Source organism: Geodermatophilus aquaeductus (genome assembly GCF_900182545.1).
GTDB lineage: Bacteria > Actinomycetota > Actinomycetes > Mycobacteriales > Geodermatophilaceae > Geodermatophilus > Geodermatophilus aquaeductus.
The window spans coordinates 209,635-228,521 of the sequence record NZ_FXTJ01000003.1; the positions used below are offsets into that span (position 1 = coordinate 209,635).

14 protein-coding genes are annotated in these 18,887 nt (G+C 74.5%); 3 read left to right on the forward strand and 11 right to left on the reverse strand.

The window, feature by feature from the left end:
• Positions 1 to 4: 4 nt before the first annotated feature.
• Together FN207_RS09900 and hisD are read right to left on the reverse strand one after the other, a co-directional pair.
• Positions 5 to 1,141 (reverse strand): histidinol-phosphate transaminase, encoded by a 1,137-nt coding sequence (locus tag FN207_RS09900; RefSeq protein WP_142458342.1) that lies wholly within the window; start codon positions 1,139 to 1,141, stop codon positions 5 to 7.
• Complete coding sequence (gene hisD / locus FN207_RS09905; protein ID WP_142458343.1) at positions 1,138 to 2,442, reverse strand: histidinol dehydrogenase; 1,305 nt, start codon at positions 2,440 to 2,442, stop codon at positions 1,138 to 1,140. The genes FN207_RS09900 and hisD overlap by 4 nt, the downstream gene beginning before the upstream one ends.
• Before the next feature lie 109 nt (positions 2,443 to 2,551).
• On the opposite strand from hisD, the gene FN207_RS09910 reads away from it, so the two are divergent.
• Entirely contained in the window at positions 2,552 to 3,397 is an 846-nt protein-coding gene (locus FN207_RS09910) for an LON peptidase substrate-binding domain-containing protein (RefSeq protein WP_142458344.1), read from the forward strand.
• Here FN207_RS09910 and FN207_RS09915 read toward each other — a convergent pair.
• The 6 genes from FN207_RS09915 to lspA all read right to left on the reverse strand — a co-directional run bounded on the left by FN207_RS09915 (position 3,384) and on the right by lspA (position 10,747).
• A complete protein-coding gene (locus FN207_RS09915) occupies positions 3,384 to 4,001 on the reverse strand; it encodes a DUF2567 domain-containing protein (protein ID WP_142458345.1) in 618 nt (205 codons plus the stop codon). The two genes, FN207_RS09910 and FN207_RS09915, sit on opposite strands and share 14 nt — an antisense overlap.
• A gap of 35 nt (positions 4,002 to 4,036) precedes the next feature.
• Positions 4,037 to 7,597, reverse strand: coding sequence for a DNA polymerase III subunit alpha (gene dnaE / locus FN207_RS09920; protein ID WP_221888128.1), 3,561 nt, complete (start codon positions 7,595 to 7,597; stop codon positions 4,037 to 4,039).
• A 215-nt stretch (positions 7,598 to 7,812) separates the two neighbouring features.
• A complete protein-coding gene (locus FN207_RS09925) occupies positions 7,813 to 8,265 on the reverse strand; it encodes a GNAT family N-acetyltransferase (protein WP_142458346.1) in 453 nt (150 codons plus the stop codon).
• Entirely contained in the window at positions 8,262 to 9,068 is an 807-nt protein-coding gene (locus FN207_RS09930; RefSeq protein WP_142458347.1) for a CPBP family intramembrane glutamic endopeptidase, read from the reverse strand. The genes FN207_RS09925 and FN207_RS09930 overlap by 4 nt, the downstream gene beginning before the upstream one ends.
• Before the next feature lie 15 nt (positions 9,069 to 9,083).
• Positions 9,084 to 10,019, reverse strand: a complete 936-nt coding sequence (locus FN207_RS09935; protein ID WP_221888129.1) for an RluA family pseudouridine synthase — start codon at positions 10,017 to 10,019, stop codon at positions 9,084 to 9,086.
• Positions 10,020 to 10,036: 17 nt separating this feature from the next.
• The gene (lspA, locus tag FN207_RS09940) at positions 10,037 to 10,747 is read right to left on the reverse strand and encodes a signal peptidase II (protein WP_246065944.1); all 711 of its coding nucleotides are present in this window, start codon (positions 10,745 to 10,747) and stop codon (positions 10,037 to 10,039) included.
• A gap of 124 nt (positions 10,748 to 10,871) precedes the next feature.
• On the opposite strand from lspA, the gene mqo reads away from it, so the two are divergent.
• Complete coding sequence (gene mqo, locus FN207_RS09945; protein WP_142458348.1) at positions 10,872 to 12,365, forward strand: malate dehydrogenase (quinone); 1,494 nt, start codon at positions 10,872 to 10,874, stop codon at positions 12,363 to 12,365.
• Between the two features lie 137 nt (positions 12,366 to 12,502).
• Here the strand turns inward: mqo and FN207_RS09950 are convergent, their stop codons facing one another.
• On the reverse strand, positions 12,503 to 14,014 hold the full coding sequence (locus tag FN207_RS09950; protein ID WP_142458349.1) for a potassium/proton antiporter: 1,512 nt from the start codon (positions 14,012 to 14,014) through the stop codon (positions 12,503 to 12,505).
• A gap of 96 nt (positions 14,015 to 14,110) precedes the next feature.
• Here FN207_RS09950 and ileS point away from each other — a divergent pair, with 96 nt between their 5' ends.
• Complete coding sequence (ileS, locus tag FN207_RS09955; protein WP_246065945.1) at positions 14,111 to 17,281, forward strand: isoleucine--tRNA ligase; 3,171 nt, start codon at positions 14,111 to 14,113, stop codon at positions 17,279 to 17,281.
• 26 nt (positions 17,282 to 17,307) lie between these two features.
• On the opposite strand, the gene FN207_RS09960 is transcribed toward ileS, so the two are convergent.
• Complete coding sequence (locus FN207_RS09960; RefSeq protein ID WP_142458351.1) at positions 17,308 to 18,033, reverse strand: hypothetical protein; 726 nt, start codon at positions 18,031 to 18,033, stop codon at positions 17,308 to 17,310.
• 102 nt (positions 18,034 to 18,135) lie between these two features.
• Complete coding sequence (locus FN207_RS09965) at positions 18,136 to 18,855, reverse strand: DivIVA domain-containing protein (protein ID WP_142458352.1); 720 nt, start codon at positions 18,853 to 18,855, stop codon at positions 18,136 to 18,138.
• Between the last annotated feature and the right edge of the window lie 32 nt (positions 18,856 to 18,887).

Below are 18,887 nucleotides of genomic sequence, written 5' to 3' on the forward strand. Positions count from 1 at the left end.
GGCGTCAGTCTCCCAGGCGGTGGTCGGGGGCGACCTCACCCAGCGCGGTGAGGAAGGCGTCGGTCTCGGCGGGCGTGCCGGCGGTGACCCGCAGCCAGCCGGAGATGCCGACGTCGCGGACGAGGACGTCGTGCTCGAGCAGCGCCTTCCAGGCGGCGGAGGCGTCGGCGAACCGGCCGAACAGGACGAAGTTGGCGTCGCTGGGCACGCTGGTCAGCCCGAGCGAGGGCAGCGTGGCGACGATCCGGTCGCGCTGCTCCTTGACCGCGTCGACGGTGGCCAGCAGCGCGTCGGTGTGCGCGAGCGCGGCGCGGGCGGCGGCCTGGGTGAGCGAGGACAGGTGGTAGGGCAGCCGGACGAGCTGCAGCGCGTCGACGACGGCGGGGTCGGCGGCGAGGTAGCCCAGCCGCAGGCCCGCCATGCCGAACGCCTTGCTCATCGTGCGGCTGACCAGCAGCCGCGGCCGACCCGGCAGCAGGGTCAGCGCCGACGGCGTCCCGGTGCGTGCGAACTCCGCGTAGGCCTCGTCGACGACGAGCACGCCCGCACGCCCGTGGCCGTACGACGTGGCCTCGTAGAGCTCGGTGACCGTCTGCAGCGCGACGGCGGTGCCGGTGGGGTTGTTCGGGCTGGTCACGAAGACGAGGTCGGGACGGACCTCGCGCACCTGCGCGACCGCCGCCGCGGGGTCGAGGGTGAAGTCCGCCCGCCGGTGCCCGTCCACCCACGCCGTCCCCGTGCCCGCGGAGATGATCGGGTGCATCGAGTACGACGGCGTGAAGCCCAGCGCCGTCCGCCCGGCCCCGCCGAAGGCCTGCAGGACCTGCTGCAGCACCTCGTTGGACCCGTTGGCCGCCCACACCTGCGCCGGCTCGATCCGCTCGCCGCCGCGGGACAGGTAGGTCGCCAGGTCGGCGCGCAGCGCCACGGCGTCGCGGTCGGGGTAGCGGTTGAGCTCCAGCGCCGCGTGGCCCAGCGCCTCGCCGAGGGTGGCGAGCAGCTCGGCGGGCAGCGGGTGCGGGTTCTCGTTGGTGTTGAGGCGGTGCGCGACCTGCAGCTGCGGGGCGCCGTAGGGCGTGCGGCCGCGCAGCTCCGGGCGCAGCGGGAGCGCCTCCAGCCCCGTCGTCGGAGTGGGTGTCACGGCTTCTGCCGGAGCCGGACGGCGGCCGCGTGCGCGGGCAGGTCCTCGGCGTGGGCGAGGGCGTCGACGTGCCCGGCCACCTCGGCGAGGGCCTGCTCGTCGTACTCGACGACGTGGATGCCGCGCAGGAACGTCTGCACCGACAGCCCCGACGAGTGCCGCGCGCAGCCGCCGGTGGGCAGCACGTGGTTGGAGCCGGCGATGTAGTCGCCGAGGGACACCGGCGACCAGGCGCCGACGAACACCGCGCCGGCGTTGCGCACCCGCATCGCCACCTCGCGCGCGTCCCGGGTCTGGATCTCCAGGTGCTCGGCGGCGTAGGCGTCGACCACCGCGAGGCCGGCGTCGAGGTCGTCGACCAGCACGATCCCCGACTGGCTGCCGTCGAGGGCGGTGAGGATGCGGTCGGAGTGCTTGGTGGCCGCGACCTGACCGGGCACGAGGTCGAGGACGGCGTCGGCCAGCGCTTCGCTGGTGGTCACCAGCACCGCGCCGGCCAGCGGGTCGTGCTCGGCCTGGCTGATCAGGTCCGCGGCGACGTGCACCGGGTCCGCGGTGTCGTCGGCGAGGATCGCGACCTCGGTCGGGCCGGCCTCGGAGTCGATGCCGATGAGCCCGCGCAGCAGCCGCTTGGCGGCGGTGACGTAGACGTTGCCCGGGCCGGTGACCAGGTCGACCGGCTCGCAGGAGCCCGCGCCGTAGCCGAAGACGGCGATCGCCTGCGCCCCGCCGACGGCGTACACCTCGTCGATGCCGAGCAGCGCGCACGCCGCCAGGACGCCGGGGTCGGGCAGCCCGCCGTGGTCGCGCTGCGGCGGGGAGGCGACGGCGATCGACGTCACGCCGGCGATCTGCGCCGGGACCACGTTCATCACCACGCTGGACAGCAGCGGGGCCAGGCCGCCGGGCACGTACAGCCCGACGCGGCGCACCGGTACCCAGCGCTCGGTGACCGTGCCGCCGCGGACGACCTGGGTGGTCACGTCGGTGCGGGCCTGGTCGGCGTGCACCCGGCGCACCCGGGCGATCGACTCCTCGAGCGCGGCGCGCACGGTGGGGTCGAGGCCGTCGAGCGCGGCCCGGATCGCCTGCGGCGGGACGGCGAAGTCCTCGGCGTCGACGCCGTCGAGGCGGGCGGTGATCTCGCGGACCGCCTGGGCGCCGCGGACGCGCACGTCCTCGCACAGCGGCCGGACGGTGGCCAGGACCGAGTCGATGTCGGTGGCGGCGCGCGGCAGCAGGCCGGCCAGGTCACGGACCCCCGGCAGCGCGGAACCGCGCAGGTCGATGCGGGCGAGCACGGGGGGCCTCCGGGGTGCGGGCGAGGGAGGGACGACCTCCCGAGGGTAGTAGGGGCCGGGTCGCCGGCTGTCACAGCGCCGGGGGTCCCGGGCGCCGTAGGCTCCGGCCGTGGGCGACCTCATCCCGCTGTTCCCGCTCGGGTCGCCGCTGTTCCCCGGGATCGTGCTGCCGCTGCAGGTGTTCGAGCCCCGCTACCGGGTGCTGGTGCAGGACCTGCTGGCCGAACCCGAGGACGGCGACCAGCGGTTCTTCGGCGTGGTCGCCATCCGCCAGGGCTGGGAGGTCGAGCAGGTCGCGCCGGCCGAGGCGCTCTACGACGTCGGCTGCACCGCGCGCCTGCAGGTGGTCCGGCCCCGGCCCGACGGCGGGTTCCGGATCGTCACCGTGGGCGGGGAGCGCTTCCGGCTGCTCGACGTCGTGGTCGGGGACGCCGCAGGCGAGGCCGCCGGCAGCGCGCCGCCCTACCTGCGCGCCGAGGTCGAGTGGCTGGCCGACGAGGAGGCCGCCGAGGAGGCCGCCGGCGACCAGGAGCAGGTGCTGGGCACGCCCGCGGCCGGCGGACCGGACGAGGGGCTGCTCGCCGAGGCCGCGCGCGGGTCGCTGAGCCTGCTCGAGCGCGGCGTGGGCCGGCTGTTCACCCGCTACGTCACCGCCGTCGCCGGGCTGCAGACCGGCCGCGAGGACGCCGCTGCGGCCGGCGAGGCGGAGGAGCTCAGCGGCGCGCGGGCACTGCTCGACGCGGTGGCCGGCGACCCGCGGGCGCTGTCCTACCTGGTGGCGTCGGCGGCGCTGCTGACCACCGAGGACCGGCAGGCGCTGCTGGCCGAGTCCGCGACCCGCCGCCGGCTGCGCACCGAGACGCGGATGCTGCGCCGGGAGCTGACCCTGCTGGAGACGGTGCGGGCCGTCCCGGCACCGCTGCAGGAGTTCGCCGGGCCGCTCAGCCTGAACTGACGCCGTCGCGGCGGCCGAGGTCGTCGGCGCTGGCGAACAGCGCGGCGACCACGTAGACCAGCAGCGCGGCGAACGGCGCGACCGCCAGCGCGGGGAGGCTGGAGAGGTCCAGGCCGGTGGTCACCCGGGCGCCGACGTCGCCGAGTTCGGCCGCGCTCGGCCCGGGGGCGAGCAGCTCCCCCATCTGCCAGGCGAGGACGGCGGCCAGCGCGGTGCCGACGGCGGTGCCCACGAGGGTGGCCACGCCCCGCCGGCGGCGCATGGCCCAGGCGATGCCCCCGGCGAGCAGGCCGAGGCCGGCGAGGACGAGGACGAGCACCGAGTCGTCGGCGACCAGGAGCTCGGCCGACGGGTTGCCCACCGGGACCGCGCCGCCCTCGACCACCTCGAAGCGGGCGCGCGGGGCGAGCCACACCCACAGCAGGCCCGCCGGGATCCCGGCCAGGGCGAGACCGAGCGCCCAGACCGCGGCCCCGCGCAGGTCCCGCCGCACCTCGGCGAGGACCGCGCGGGCCACCGGCCGCGCCGGCGCCACCGCGGCGGGCGCCGGCGCGCCCACCATCGGGGCGTACGGGCCGTCGGGGAGCGGGGCGGGGCTGCTCACGGACCCCAGTGAACCCCGACTCCCCGGGTCGTCGCTCACAGGAGGGCGACGCTGGTGGGCCCGAGCAACGCCTTGATGTCCCCCATCAGCGCGGTGCTCGGCCGCACGCGGAGGCCCTGGTCGAGCCGCAGCACGGTCTCCCGGCCGTTGTTGACCAGCTTCAGGTGCACCTCGGTGGTGCCCGGGTGGCTGCCCAGCACCTCGCGCAGCCGCTCGACCACCGGCGGGGTGCACCGGGCCGCCGCCATCTGCACCAGCACCGGGCCGCGCGGCCCCTCGGTGAGCTCGGGCACGGTGACCTCGGACCCGAACAGCGAGGGCTGGTCGTCGCGCCGGCTGATCCGGCCCTTGACCACGACGATCTGGTCGCGGACGACCTTCTCCGAGACCTCCGCCCACGTCTTGGGGAAGAACAGCACCTCGATGCCGGACTCGAGGTCCTCCAGCGTCGCGATCGCCCACGGCGCGCCCTGCTTGTTGGTGCGCGGCGAGACGGCGGTGAGGATCCCCGCGATCGTGACGTTCGCGCCGTCCTCGACCCCGCCGGCGTTGATCTCCGCGATCGGGGTGTCGGCGTTGGCGGCCAGCACGTGCTCGACGCCGTGCAGCGGGTGGTCGGAGACGTAGAGGCCGAGCATGTCGCGCTCGAAGACCAGCCGCTCGGACTTCGACCAGTCCGCCGTCGGGATGACGATGTCGAGCGCGCCGCCGAAGGGGTCGTCGTCGCCGGCGTCGGCGCCGAAGCTGCCGAACAGGTCGAACTGCCCCTCGGCCTCCTTGCGCTTGAGCGCCATCGCGGAGTCGACGGCCTGGGCGTGCACGGCGGCGATGCCCTGCCGGGAGTGGCCCATCGAGTCGAACGCGCCGGCCTTGGCGAGGGACTCGATCACCTTCTTGTTGCAGGCGACCGTGTCGATCTTGCGCATGAAGTCGGCGAAGTCCTTGAACGCGCCCTTCTCCTCGCGCGCCCGGACGATCGAGTCGACGACGTTGTGCCCCACGTTGCGCACCGACGCCAGGCCGAAGCGGATGTCGGCGCCGACGGCGGTGAAGTCCCAGGAGGACTCGTTGACGTCCGGCGGGAGCACCTTGATGCCCATCCGCCGGCACTCGGCGAGGTAGACCGGCCGGCGGTCCTTGTCGTCGCCGACGCTGGTGAGCAGCCCGGCCATGTACTCGGCCGGGTAGTTGGCCTTGAGGTAGGCCGTCCAGTACGAGACCAGCCCGTAGGCGGCCGAGTGCGCCTTGTTGAACGCGTAGTCGGCGAACGGGACGAGGATGTCCCACAGCGTCTTGATCGCGGCGTCGGAGTAGCCGCGCTCCTTCATGCCGGCCTCGAAGCCGACGAACTCCGCGTCGAGGACCGACTTCTTCTTCTTGCCCATGGCGCGGCGCAGCAGGTCGGCCTTGCCGAGGGAGTACCCGGCGACCTTCTGCGCGATCGCCATGACCTGCTCCTGGTACACGATCAGGCCGTAGGTGCCGCCGAGGATCTCCTCGAGCGGCTCGGCCAGCTCGGGGTGGATCGGCGTGATCTCCTGCTGGCCGTTCTTGCGCAGCGCGTAGTTGGTGTGCGAGTTCGCACCCATCGGGCCCGGCCGGTAGAGCGCGCCGACGGCGGAGATGTCCTCGAAGTTGTCCGGCCGCATGAGCCGCAGCAGCGAGCGCATCGGGCCGCCGTCGAACTGGAAGACGCCGAGGGTGTCGCCGCGGGCGAGCAGCGCGTAGGTGGCCGGGTCGGTGAGGTCCTTGCTGATCTCGTCGAGGTCGATCGGCTCCTTGCCGTTCGCGACGATGTTGCGCAGCGCGTCGTCGATGACCGTGAGGTTGCGCAGGCCCAGGAAGTCCATCTTCAGCAGGCCGAGCGTCTCGCAGGTCGGGTAGTCGAACTGCGTGATGATCGCGCCGTCGGCCTCGCGCCGCATGATCGGGATCGAGTCGATCAGCGGGTAGCGGCCGATGATGACGCCGGCGGCGTGCACGCCCCACTGGCGCTTCAGGCCCTCGAGCTTGCGGGCCTGGTCGACCACCTCGGCCGCGCCCGGGTCGGACTCGTAGCGGGCGCGGAACTCCGCGGCCTCCTTGTAGCGCGGGTGGGCCGGGTCGAAGACGCCGGCCAGCGGGATGCCCTTGCCCATCACGTCCGGCGGCATGAGCTTGGTCAGCTCGTCGCCCACCGAGTAGGGCCGGTCGAGCACCCGGGCGGCGTCCTTGATCGCGGCCTTGGCCTTGATGGTGCCGTAGGTGACGATCTGGCTGACCCGCTCCTCGCCGTACTTCTGCGAGACGTACTGGATGACCTCGCCGCGGCGGCGGTCGTCGAAGTCGATGTCGACGTCGGGCATCGAGACGCGCTCGGGGTTGAGGAACCGCTCGAAGATCAGCCCGTGCGCCAGCGGGTCGAGGTCGGTGATGCCCATGGCGTAGGCGGCCAGCGAGCCGGCGGCCGAGCCACGGCCCGGCCCGACGCGGATGCCGTTGTCCTTGGCCCAGTTGATGAAGTCGGCGACCACGAGGAAGTACCCCGGGAAGCCCATCTGGGTGATGATCCCGACCTCGTAGTCGGCCTGCTTGCGCACGTGGTCGGGGATGCCGTTGGGGTAGCGCTTGTGCAGGCCGCGCTCGACCTCCTTGACGAACCAGGAGGTCTCGTCCTCGCCCGGCGGCAGGGGGAAGCGCGGCATGAGGTCGGCGCCCTCGGTGAAGGACACCTCGCACTGCTCGGCGATCAGCAGCGTGTTGTCGCAGGCCGAGGCGAGGTCACCGGGGAACAGCGCGCGCATCTCCGCGGCGCTCTTGAGGTAGTAGCCGTCGCCGTTGAACTTGAAGCGGTTGGTCTCGTTGAGGCGCGAGCCGGTCTGGATGCACAGCAGGGCGTCGTGGGCCTCGGCGTCCTCCTTGTGCGTGTAGTGCAGGTCGTTGGTCGCCAGCAGCGGGATGCCGAGGTCCTTCGCGATCTCCATCAGCGCCGGGCGGGTCGCCTTCTCGATCGACAGCCCGTGGTCCATCAGCTCGGCGTAGAAGTTCTCCTTGCCGAAGATGTCCTGGAAGTCCGCGGCGGCCTGGCGGGCCTTCTCCACCTTGCCCGCGCGCAGCCACATGTTGACCTCGCCGGACGGGCACCCCGTCGTCGCGATGAGGCCCTTGCCGTAGCGCTCGAGCAGGTCGCGGTCGAAGCGCGGCTTGCGGTACTGGCCCTCGAGGCTGGCCAGCGAGGAGATGCGGAAGAGGTTGTGCATCCCCTCGGTGGTGCGCGCCAGCAGGGTCATGTGGGTGTAGGCGGCCTTGCCGCGGTTGGACCCGCCGTCGCCCTCCTCGTCGATCAGCTTGTCGCCGAAGTCGAAGGGCGCGCGGTCGAACCGGGAGCCGGGCGTGTAGTAGCCCTCCATGCCGATGATCGGCTTCACGCCGGCGGACTTGGCCTGCTTGTAGAAGTCGTAGGCGCCGAAGACGTTGCCGTGGTCGGTCATCGCCAGGGCCGGCATGCCCTGCGCGGCGGCGGCCTTCGTGACCTCGGGGAGCTTCGCCGCCCCGTCGAGCATCGAGTACTCGGTGTGGACGTGCAGGTGCACGAACGAGTCTGTCGGGCTGCTCACTGCGGTGCGGTGCTCCTCACGGGTCGTGCTGGCCCGGCCGTCGGGTGCTCCGGCGGGCGACCGGCGGGGAAGACCGGGCGGTGCGGTGCGGGCTCGGGGACCGTTGCGCCCGGGCGACCGACGCGGGCCCGGGCCGGTACCCCCGATCCTCGCACCGGGGACGTTCTACGCCGAGGGTCTGACAGGTCGTGTCTCGGCCCGGGACGAGGCGGCCGTCACGTCCCCCGTGCGCCGTCGGCCAGGAGTAGGCGCATCGTCACGTGCGCGATCCCGGCCTCCTCGTACTCGCCGCCGACGGCGGTGTAGCCGGCCCGCTCGTAGAAGCCGCGGGCGGTGACCTGCGCGTGCAGCTCCACCTCGGTCAGGCCCCGGGCGAGGGCCTGCCGGTGCAGCTCGGCGAGCACCGCCGCCCCGTGGCCGTGGCCGCGGGCGGCGGCGTCGACGGCCATGCGCCCGACCACCGCCCGCCCGTCGCGCTCGAGCAGCCGGCCGGTGGCCACGACCCGGCCGGCGGCGTCCCGGCTGACCGCGTGGACGGCCGTGGCGTCGGCGGCGTCCCGCTCGACCTCCGGCGGCACGCCCTGCTCCTCCACGAAGACCCGGGTGCGCAGCGCGGCCACCTCGGCCCAGTCGGCGGCCGTGGCGACGGCGGCGGTCGCGGTGCTCACGCGGGCGCTCCGCCGGGCGCGCGCGGGGCGTGCAGCACCTCCGGCAGCGCCGAGGACGGGACGAGCAGGAACCGCAGGTCGACGGCGGCGTGCAGCAGGACCGGCAGCAGCAGCGACCCCGTCTCCAGGTACAGCGCCGCGAACACCCCGCCGAGGACGCCGGTGAGCACGATCCCGGAGACGCCCTGGTAGGCGTGCGCCAGCCCGAACGCCACGGCCGCGACGGCGACGAGCGCGACCTCGGGCAGGTCGCCGACGACGGCGGCCACCACGGCGAGGAGGAAGCCGCGGTAGAGCCACTCCTCGCACACCCCCGCGGTCACCCCCACGACGGTGAACAGCCGCCGCTCGGAGCGGCTGCGCGGCAGCAGCGCCAGGGTGGCGTGCACCGGCGGCTCGGCGTGCCGCCCCTCCCCCGGCTGCGGCAGCGTGGCCGCGCGGGCCAGCGCCCCGCTGCGCAGCGCGCGCACCGACGCCAGGGCGAGGACCAGGACCAGCACCGCGGCGACGCCGGTGACCGGCCCGGGCCACCCGGTGGGCCAGGCCAGCCCGACGGCGGCGGCGTCCACACCCGGCGCGGCCAGCCAGATGACGAGGGCGAGCAGCGCCAGGCCCCACTCGAGGACGAGCAGCCGCAGGTAGAAGGAGCGCCGGGCGGCCGGGTCCGTCCGCAGCCGACCCTCGAAGCGGCGGTGCAGCACGCGCCCGACCACCGGCTCGCCGAGCACTAGGTAGACCCCGACGACGACGGCCGACAGCGCGGCGGGGCCGTAGTCGGCGAGGGAGGCGGGCAGGCCGGTCACGGAGCTGCGGCGGGGTCAGGACTCGGCGCGCAGGATCGCCAGCGCCCCGGCGAGGTCGGCCGGGTAGGCGCTGGTGAACTCCACCCAGTGGCCGTCGGCGGGGTGGGCGAAGCCGAGCCGGACGGCGTGCAGCCACTGCCGGGACACCCCGAGGCGGGCGGCCAGCGTGGGGTCGGCGCCGTAGGTGGTGTCACCGACGCAGGGGTGGCGCAGCGCGGAGAAGTGCACCCGGATCTGGTGGGTGCGGCCGGTCTCGAGGTGGATGTCGACCAGGCTGGCCGCCGCGAAGGCCTCGATCACCTCGTAGTGGGTGACCGAGGGGCGCCCGCCCGAGACGACGGCGAACCGCCAGTCGTGCCGGGGGTGCCGGTCGATCGGGGCGTCGATGGTGCCGCGCGAGGGGTCGGGGTGGCCCTGCACCAGCGCGTGGTAGCCCTTGTCGACGGTCCGCTCCTTGAACGCCGCCTTGAGCAGGCTGTAGGCCCGCTCGCTCTTCGCCACGACCATCAGCCCCGTCGTCGCGGCGTCGAGGCGGTGCACCACGCCCTGCCGCTCCGGCGCGCCGGAGGTGGAGATCCGGTAGCCGGCCGCGGCCAGGCCGCCGACGACGGTCGGGCCCTCCCAGCCGGGGCTGGGGTGCGCGGCGACCCCGACCGGCTTGTCGACGACCACCACGTCGTCGTCGTCGTGGACGACGGTGAGCCCGGGCACCGGCTCCGGCGGCGGGGCCTCGACCGGGGGCGGGGGCAGCTCGACCTCCAGCCAGCTGCCGCCGCTGAGCCGGTCGCCCTTGCCGCGCACGCGGCCGTCGACCCACACCTTGTCGGCGTCGGCGAGCTCGGCGGCGACCGCGCGCGAGAGGCCGAACAGCCGCGTCAGGGCCTGGTCGACCCGCTGGCCCTCGAGGCCGTCGGGCACCGGGAGGGCGCGGTGCAGGCCGGGAGCGCTCACGCCCCCATCGTGACAGGTCAGCCGCGGGAGACCGCGTCGTCGCCGCGGTCGCGGGCGCGGCTGCCGTCGAACTCGACGCCGCGCAGGGCGAGGACGACGCCGAGCAGCCCGCCGCAGACGATCGCCGAGTCGGCCACGTTGAAGATCGGGTAGACCTCGCCGTTGGGCGCGAACACCGACACGAAGTCGACGACGCCGCCGCGCAGGAACCCGGGGTCGCGGAACACCCGGTCGACGAGGTTGCCCAGGGCGCCGCCGAGCACCAGGCCCAGCGCGACCGCCCAGCCGGTGGAGAACAACCGCCGCGCGCTGCGGACGATGACCGCCACCACGACGACGGCGATCAGCGTGAAGACGACGGTGAAGCCCTCGGCGAAGGAGAACGCCGCGCCGGTGTTGCGCGCGTGCGTGAGGTAGACCAGCCCGCCGAGCAGCCGGAGGTTCTCGCCCCGGTCGATCGTGGCGACGACGAGCAGCTTGGTGCCGAGGTCGGCGAGGAACACCAGCACCGCGAGCGCGAGCAGCAGCCGGGTGCGCGGCCGGCGGGACGGCGCCGCGGCGGCACCGGCACCGGTGGCCGCACCGGTCCCTGCCCCGTCGTCTCCGGCGACCTCGGGCTGCTCGTCCAGCGGGGGCTCCTCCTGCTCCGGGCGGCCGCGGGAGGCGGCCGACGCAGGCGACGATAGCCTCGGCCGCCGCCCCCTCCGGGCCGCCGCGCGGCCGTACACCCGCGCCGATGGTGAGGCACGTCACCCGTGGGTAGACGAATCTCACACCCCGCCGGGCGCGTGTACGGGCGCCGTTCGGCCGATCGTCGGAGATGGCGCACGTCCACCCGGCAGGAAGGCAGTCGTGTCCACCGACCTCGGTTCAGCAACCGACCCCGATGTGGTCCTCGTCGGCGGGGGCATCATGAGCGCGACGCTGGCGTCGCTGCTGGGTGTCGTCGCTCCCGACTGGAGCATCACCGTCTTCGAGTCCGCGACCGAGGTCGCCGGCGAGAGCTCCGACGCCTGGAACAACGCCGGCACCGGCCACGCGGCGCTCTGCGAGCTCAACTACACGCCGTCCGGGCCCGACGGCCGGGTCGAGACCACCAAGGCCCGCACCATCAACGAGCAGTTCCAGGTCTCGCGGCAGTTCTGGTCGCACCTGGTGCGCACCGGGCTGACCGGCTCGCCGAAGGAGTTCATCTCCCCGGTGCCGCACGTCAGCTTCGTGACCGGCGAGGGCGGGCGCACGTACATGCGCAACCGCCACGCGGCGCTGTCGGCCGAGCCGCTGTTCTCCGGGCTGGAGTACACCGACGACCCCGCCGAGCTGGCGCAGTGGACCCCGCTGGTCATGGACGGCCGCGACCCGGCGCAGGTCGTCGCCGCGACCCGCTCGGTCGCCGGGACCGACGTCAACTTCGGCGCCCTGACCCGGCTGCTGCTCGAGCAGGGCGAGGCCCGCGGGGTGCAGGTGCACACCGGCCAGCGGGTGACCGGCCTGGAGAAGCTCGACGACGGCCGTTGGAAGGCCACCGTCACCGACAGGCGGGACGGCGAGCAGCGCACGGTGCGCGCCCGCTTCGTCTTCGTCGGCGCCGGTGGCGGCGCGCTGCCGCTGCTGCAGAAGGCCGCGATCCCCGAGATCCGCGGGTTCGGCGGGTTCCCGGTCAGCGGGCTGTTCCTCCGCACCCGCTCCCCCGAGCTGGTCAGCCGGCACCAGGCCAAGGTCTACGGGCAGGCCGCCGTCGGCGCGCCGCCCATGTCGGTGCCACACCTGGACCTGCGCCTGGTCGACGGCGAGTACTCCCTGCTGTTCGGTCCCTACGCCGGCTTCTCGCCGAAGTTCCTCAAGGCCGGCTCGATGTTCGACCTGCCGCTGTCGGTCAAGCCCAACAACCTCGGCTCGATGCTGGGCGTGGCGCGCACCGAGATGGCGCTGACCAAGTACCTGGTCACCGAGCTGCTGCAGAGCCGCAAGGCCCGGCACCGCACCCTCATCGAGTTCGTGCCGCTGGCCGAGCAGGGCGACTGGGAGATGATCACCGCCGGACAGCGGGTGCAGGTCATCAAGCAGGACCCGAAGAGCGGCAAGGGCGTGCTGCAGTTCGGCACCGAGCTCATCGTCGGCTCCGACCGCTCGATCGCCGGCCTGCTCGGCGCCTCGCCCGGCGCCTCGACGGCGGTCTCGGCGATGCTCACGCTGATCGAGAAGGCCTTCCCCGACCGCGTCGCCGCCCGCCGGTCGGCACTCGAGGAGGCCATCCCCTCCTACGGCCGCGACCTCTCCAGCGACCCGGCCCTGCTGGCCGCCGTCCGCGCGGAGACGATGCAGACCCTCGAGCTCAACGGCTGACTCCTCCGGCACCACCGAGAGGCCCCCTCCGCTCCGGCGAGGGGGCCTCTCGCGTCGGAGGCCCGCGCAACTGCGGGGAAGTCGTCGCCTGCGGCGCCTCCCGGACGACGACTTCCCCGCAGTCGTCGTCGAGCGGGTCAGTCGGACTCGGTGGCCGCGCCCTCCTCGCCGCGCCAGCTGGCCAGCCGGCCGGCGCGGCTGACCGCCCGCAGCCGCCGCTCGGCCTCCCGGCGCGACCGGCGGGCCGAGACCAGCAGCGCCTGGTCCCCGCGCATCAGCCGGGTGGTCTCGTCGGGCACGAACGAGCGCCCGTCGCGGACGATGAGCACCACCGCGGCGTCCTCGGGCAGCCGCAGCTCGGGCAGGTAGACGCCGTGCAGCCGGGAGCCCTCGGGCACCCGCATCTGCATGAGCTCGGCGTCGAGCTCCTCCAGCGGCGCGGACTCCACCTCGATCTCCCGCGGGGTCAGCGGCGCGGCGATGCCCAGACGGCGGGCCATCCACGGCAGCGACGAGCCCTGCACGAGGGTGAAGACGACGACCAGCACGAAGACCGTGTCGAACACCAGCGGGGCGTCGGGCACCCCGGCGGTGAGCGGGATGGTGGCCAGCACGATCGGCACCGCGCCCCGCAGCCCCGCCCACGAGACGAACGCCTGCTGCGGCCACGGCATCCGGAACCAGGCCAGGCTGGCCACCACCGACAGCGGCCGCGCCACCAGCAGCAGCGCCAGGCCGATCAGCAACGCCGGGCCGATCGCGGTGGGCAGCCGGCCCGGCGAGACGAGCAGGCCCAGGAGCACGAACAACCCGATCTGGGCGAGGGAGGCCATGCCCTCGGCGAAGCCGATCGTCACCGCCCGGTGCGGCAGCGAGGCGTTGCCCAACACCAGCCCGCACAGGTAGACCGCGACGAAGCCCGACGTGTGCGCCAGCGACGCCGAGGCGTACGCGAGCACGCACAGCGCCAGCGTGGCCAGCGGGTAGAAGCCCGACAGCGGCAGCGCCGAGCGGCGCAGCAGCCAGGCGCCGCCCGCGCCGAGCGCCAGCCCGATCACCGCGCCGCCGGCGAGCTCGGCCACGACGACGACCGCGGTGACCCACCACGCCTCCGACTCCCCGCCGGTGAGGGTCTCCGACAGGGCGGCCACCAGCAGGATGACCGGCGCGTCGTTGAGGCCGCTCTCCACCTCCAGCGCGGCGACCATCCGGCGCGGCAGCGGCAGCCGGCGCAGCGTGGCGAACACCGCGGCGGCGTCGGTGGAGCTGACGACGGCGCCCAGCAGCAGCGCGAAGGGCCACGTCAGGCCCAGCAGCCAGACGCCGACCGCCGCCGTCGTCGTCACGCTGACCACGACGCCGACCGTCGACAACGACAGCGCCGGGCCCACCGCGCGGCGGACGTCGGCCCACCGCGTCGTCAGCCCGCCCTCGGCGAGGATGACGACGAGGGCGGCGATCCCCAGGGTCTGGGTGAGCGCGACGTCCTCGAACTCGACGCCCAGGCCGCTCTCCCCCAGCGCCACTCCGAGGGCGAGGTAGAGCAGCAGGCTGGGCAGGCCCAGGCGGTCGGCGAGCCGCAGCGCCAGGGCGGCGACGAGCACGACCAGCGCCCCGACGGCGAGTCCCACGGTGACCGTGGTGTTCACCGCCGCCGCCCCATGGTGATCAGTCTCCCGTACGCCCGTGTCGGGCCCGTTGCGCCTGCACGCGAAGGCGGTCGACGGCTCGGGGACAATGGAGGCGTGAGCTCTCCGTTCCGTGCGCTGCCGCCCCAGGTCGACCTGCCCGCGCTCGAACAGGACGTGCTGCGGCGCTGGGAGGACGCCGACGTCTTCGCGCGGTCGCTGGAGGCCTCGCAGGGCCGGCCGCAGTGGGTCTTCTACGAGGGCCCGCCCACCGCCAACGGCCGCCCGGGCACCCACCACATCGAGGCGCGCGCCTTCAAGGACGTCTTCCCCCGCTTCAAGACCATGCAGGGCTGGCACGTGCCCCGCCGCGCCGGCTGGGACTGCCACGGCCTGCCGGTCGAGATCGCCGTCGAGCAGGAGCTCGGCTTCGCCGGCAAGCCCGACATCGAGCGCTACGGCATCGCCGAGTTCAACGCCCGCTGCCGCGAGTCGGTCATGCGGCACGTCGACGCGTTCAGCGACCTCACCCGCCGCATGGGCTACTGGGTCGACATGTCCACCGCCTACTGGACGATGGACCCCTCCTACGTCGAGAGCGTGTGGTGGTCGCTCAAGCAGGTCTTCGACAAGGGCCTGCTCGTCGAGGACCACCGCGTGGCCCCCTACTGCCCGCGCTGCGGCACCGGCCTGTCCGACCACGAGGTCGCCCAGGGCTACGAGTCGATCACCGACCCCTCCGTCTACGTCCGGCTGCCCGTCACCGACGGCGAGTGGGCCGGGAAGGCCGACCTGCTGGTCTGGACGACGACGCCGTGGACGCTGCCGTCCAACACCGCCGTCGCCGTCAACCCCGACGTGACCTACGTCGTCGCGCGATCCACCAAGGACCCCGCCCACCCGGCCACCCTCGTCGTCGCCGAGCCCCTGCTCGGTGCGGTCTTCGGCGACCTCGACGACGTCGAGGTGCTGGCCCGCACCACCGGCCGCGACTGGGAGCGCACGCACTACCGCCGCCCGTTCGAGCTGGTCGACTTCCCCGAGGGGGAGGACACCCACTACGTCGTCCTGGCCGACTACGTCACCACCGACGACGGCACCGGGCTGGTGCACCAGTCCCCCGCCTTCGGCGCCGACGACCTCGCCGTCTGCCGCGCCTACGGCCTGCCCGTCGTCAACCCGATCGACGCCTCCGGGCACTTCCTGCCCGAGGTCCCGCTGGTCGGCGGGCGGTTCTTCAAGGCCGCCGACGACGAGCTCGTCGTCGACCTGCAGGCGCGCGGGGTGCTGTGGCGCGAGCAGCGCTACGAGCACAGCTATCCGCACTGCTGGCGCTGCCACACGCCGCTCATGTACTACGCGCAGCCGTCCTGGTACATCCGCACCAGCGCGGTCAAGGACCAGCTGCTCGCCGAGAACGAGAAGACCCGCTGGCACCCCGAGACCATCCAGTGGGGCCGCTACGGCGACTGGCTGAACAACAACGTCGACTGGGCGCTGTCGCGGGACCGGTACTGGGGCACGCCGCTGCCGATCTGGCGCAACGACGCCGACCCCTCGCGCATGGTGGTCGTCGGGTCGCTGGCCGAGCTGTCGGAGCTGACCGGGGAGGACCACACCGGCCTCGACCCGCACCGGCCGTTCATCGACGAGGTGACCTTCACCCGCCCCGGCGAGGAGGGCACCTACCGGCGGGTGCCGCAGGTGATCGACGCCTGGTACGACTCCGGCTCGATGCCCTTCGCCCAGTGGGGCGCCCCCCACCGGAACAGGGAGCAGTTCGAGGCCGCCTACCCGGCGCAGTTCATCTGCGAGGCCATCGACCAGACCCGCGGCTGGTTCTACTCGCTCATGGCCGTGGGCACGGTCGTGTTCGGGCGGAACGCCTACGAGGACGTGCTCTGCCTCGGCCACATCCTCGCCGAGGACGGCCGCAAGATGAGCAAGCACCTCGGCAACATCCTCGAGCCGATCCCGCTGATGGACCGGCACGGCGCCGACGCCGTCCGCTGGTTCATGCTCGCCGGCGGTTCGCCGTGGTCGGCGCGCCGGGTGGGCCACGAGACGCTGTCCGAGGTGGTCCGCAAGGTCCTGCTGACCTACTGGAACACCGCCAGCTTCCTCACGCTCTACGCCGAGACCAACGGCTGGGGTGGGCCGGGTGGCGACGGAGCGTCCCCCGTCCCGCCGCGCGCGGAGCGGCCGCTGCTGGACCGCTGGGCGCTCGCGCAGCTGGCCGCGGTCACCGAGGGCGTCACCGACGCGCTCGAGGCGTTCGACACCCAGGGCGCCGGCCGGCTGCTCGCGCAGTTCGTCGACGACCTGTCCAACTGGTACGTGCGCCGCTCCCGCCGTCGCTTCTGGGACGGCGACCCCTCGGCGCTGGGCACGCTGCACGAGGTGCTCGACGGCCTGACCCGGCTCATGGCGCCGTTCACGCCGTTCGTCACCGAGGAGGTGTGGACCCGCGTCGTCCGGCCCGGCCTCGGCGAGGACGCCCCCGACTCGGTGCACCTGGCCTCCTGGCCGGCCGTCGACGCCGACGCCCGCGACCCGCAGCTGGTGGCCCAGGTCGACCTGGTGCGCCGGCTGGTGGAGCTGGGCCGCGCGGCCCGCACGTCGGCGAAGGTGCGCACCCGGCAGCCGCTGGCGCGGGCGCTGGTCGCCGCGCCGGGCTGGGCCTCGATGGGCCGCGACCTGGTGGCCGAGGTCGCCGACGAGCTCAACGTGGCCGAGCTGGCCGAGCTCGCGGCGGTGGGCGGCGACCTGGTCGACGTCAGCGTCAAGGTCGACTTCCGCGCCGTCGGGCGCCGGCTGGGCAAGCAGGTCCAGGCGGTGGCCAAGGCCGTCGCCGCGGCCGACCCGGCCGCGCTGGTGGCCGCCTACCGGGCGGGCACCGCGTCGGTCGACGTCGACGGGCAGGCCGTGCCGCTCGAGGACGGCGACCTGGTGGTCACCGAGACGCCGCGCGAGGGCTGGACGGTGGCCAGCGCCGGCGGGCTGACCGTCGCGCTGGACCTCACGCTGACGCCGGAGCTGGAGCGCGCGGGTCTCGTCCGCGAGGCGGTGCGCCTGGTCCAGGAGGCCCGCAAGAACGCGGGCCTGGCGGTCAGCGACCGGATCCAGCTCTGGTGGACCGCCGAGGGCACCATGGCCGAGGCGCTCACCGGGGCCGGCGAGCAGGTGGCCGGCGAGGTGCTGGCGACCGCCGTGCACGCCGGCCGCGCGGGCGAGGGCCCCGGCGTCGAGGGGCCGGCCGGCTCGCGTTTCTGGCTCGCCCGCGCCTGAGCCGGTCTCCCCGCGGGGAGGCCGGCTCAGGTCCGGCGGGCCCTGCGGGCGCGTTCGGCGTCGGCGAGGAACCGGTCGGGGCCGCAGCGTCCGCACGGGGTGAACCCGTCGGTGCGCGCCTCCTTCACCGGTAGCGGGATCGTCTCGCGGCCGGCCAGCCAGGGGCAGTCGGCCAGGTGGTAGCGGGGGTGCTCGTCGACCACGAGCACCTCGTCGGTCAGGTCCATCACCTTGAGCAGGTCGGTGACCTCGACGTCCTCCTCCGGCGGGTCGGCCTGGTCCGCGGCCGCGGCCGCCGGGCTGCCGTTCCCGCTCGCGGCCGTCGTCGGCCGGGCGGCGGCGACCGGCGGCTGCGCGGGCGCCTGGCTCTCTCGGCGCTCCGGGCGCTCCGGCGCCGCTGCGGGCTCCCCGGCGTCCGCGGGAGCCTCGTGGCGCCCGTGCCGGCCGGTGGGCTCCTCGCCGGTCGCGGGCCCGCCGGCGGCCGGCGTCGGCGGGGCGACCTCCGCGGCGCCCGCAGTCGTCGACGCGGCCGTCGTCCGGCCGGCGGAGCGGGCCGGCTGCGGCTCGCCCTCCGGGCGGCGGGCCGGGACGCGGGTGCCCGCCGGTGCCCGCAGCCGGGCGACCACCAGCAGGACCGCGGCCAGGGCGCAGGCGGCGACGCAGGCCCAGTACCAGGCGGTGACGGCGGTCAGGACGCCGGCGACGAACAACCCGAGGCCGGCGAGCACGAGGAGACCGGCGGCGACGACCACGGGCGCGACTGTAGCGGCGGATCCGCTGGGGCTCCCGGCCGTCCGGTCCCGGAACGCGACAGGGCCCCCGGACGAGGTGTCCGGGGGCCCTGTCGGGGAACGTCAGGCGGTGGCGTGCTGCGTCTGCCGGGTGGCCGACGACGGCTCGGCCGAGCCGCGGGCGTCGAGGTCGCGCAGGTGCGACTCGAGGTAGGACCGGAAGCGGGTCCGGTACTCGCGCTCGAAGGTCCGCAGCTCCTCGATCTTCCGCTCGAGGTTGGCCCGCTTCTCCTCGAGGCCGCCCATGACCTCGGCGTGCCGGCGCTCGGCGTCCTGGTCGAGGGCCGCGGCCTTGGCGCGGGCCTCGCGCTCCATCGTGTCGGCGCGGGTGCGCGCGTCGTTGAGCATCGAGTCGGCCCGGGTGCGGGCCTCGTTGACCATCTGCTCGCTCTTGGCGCGGGCCTCGGCGACCATCCGGTCGCTGTTGGTCTTCGCCGTGCTGACCATCTGGTCGGCCTGGGACTTGGCCTCGTTGACGTAGCGGTCGGCGGTCTCCGACGCCAGCGCCAGCATCCGGGAGGCGCGCGCGGTGTCGTCCTCGCGGGCGACCGGCTGCGGCGGGGCGGGAGCCGGGGCCGGCGTCGGCTCGGGAGCGACCGGCTGGGCGGCGACACGGCCGGTGCTCGAGCCCGCGCGCAGCTCGTTGTTCTCCTCGATCAGCCGGGCGAGCTCGGCCTCCACCACGTCGAGGAACGCGTCGACCTCGTCCTCGTCGTAGCCACGCTTACCGATCGGCGGCTTCTTGAAGACGACGTTGTGCACGTCGGCTGGCGTGAGTGGCAAGGGGCTCACCTCGGGTCGGACGGCGGGTACGG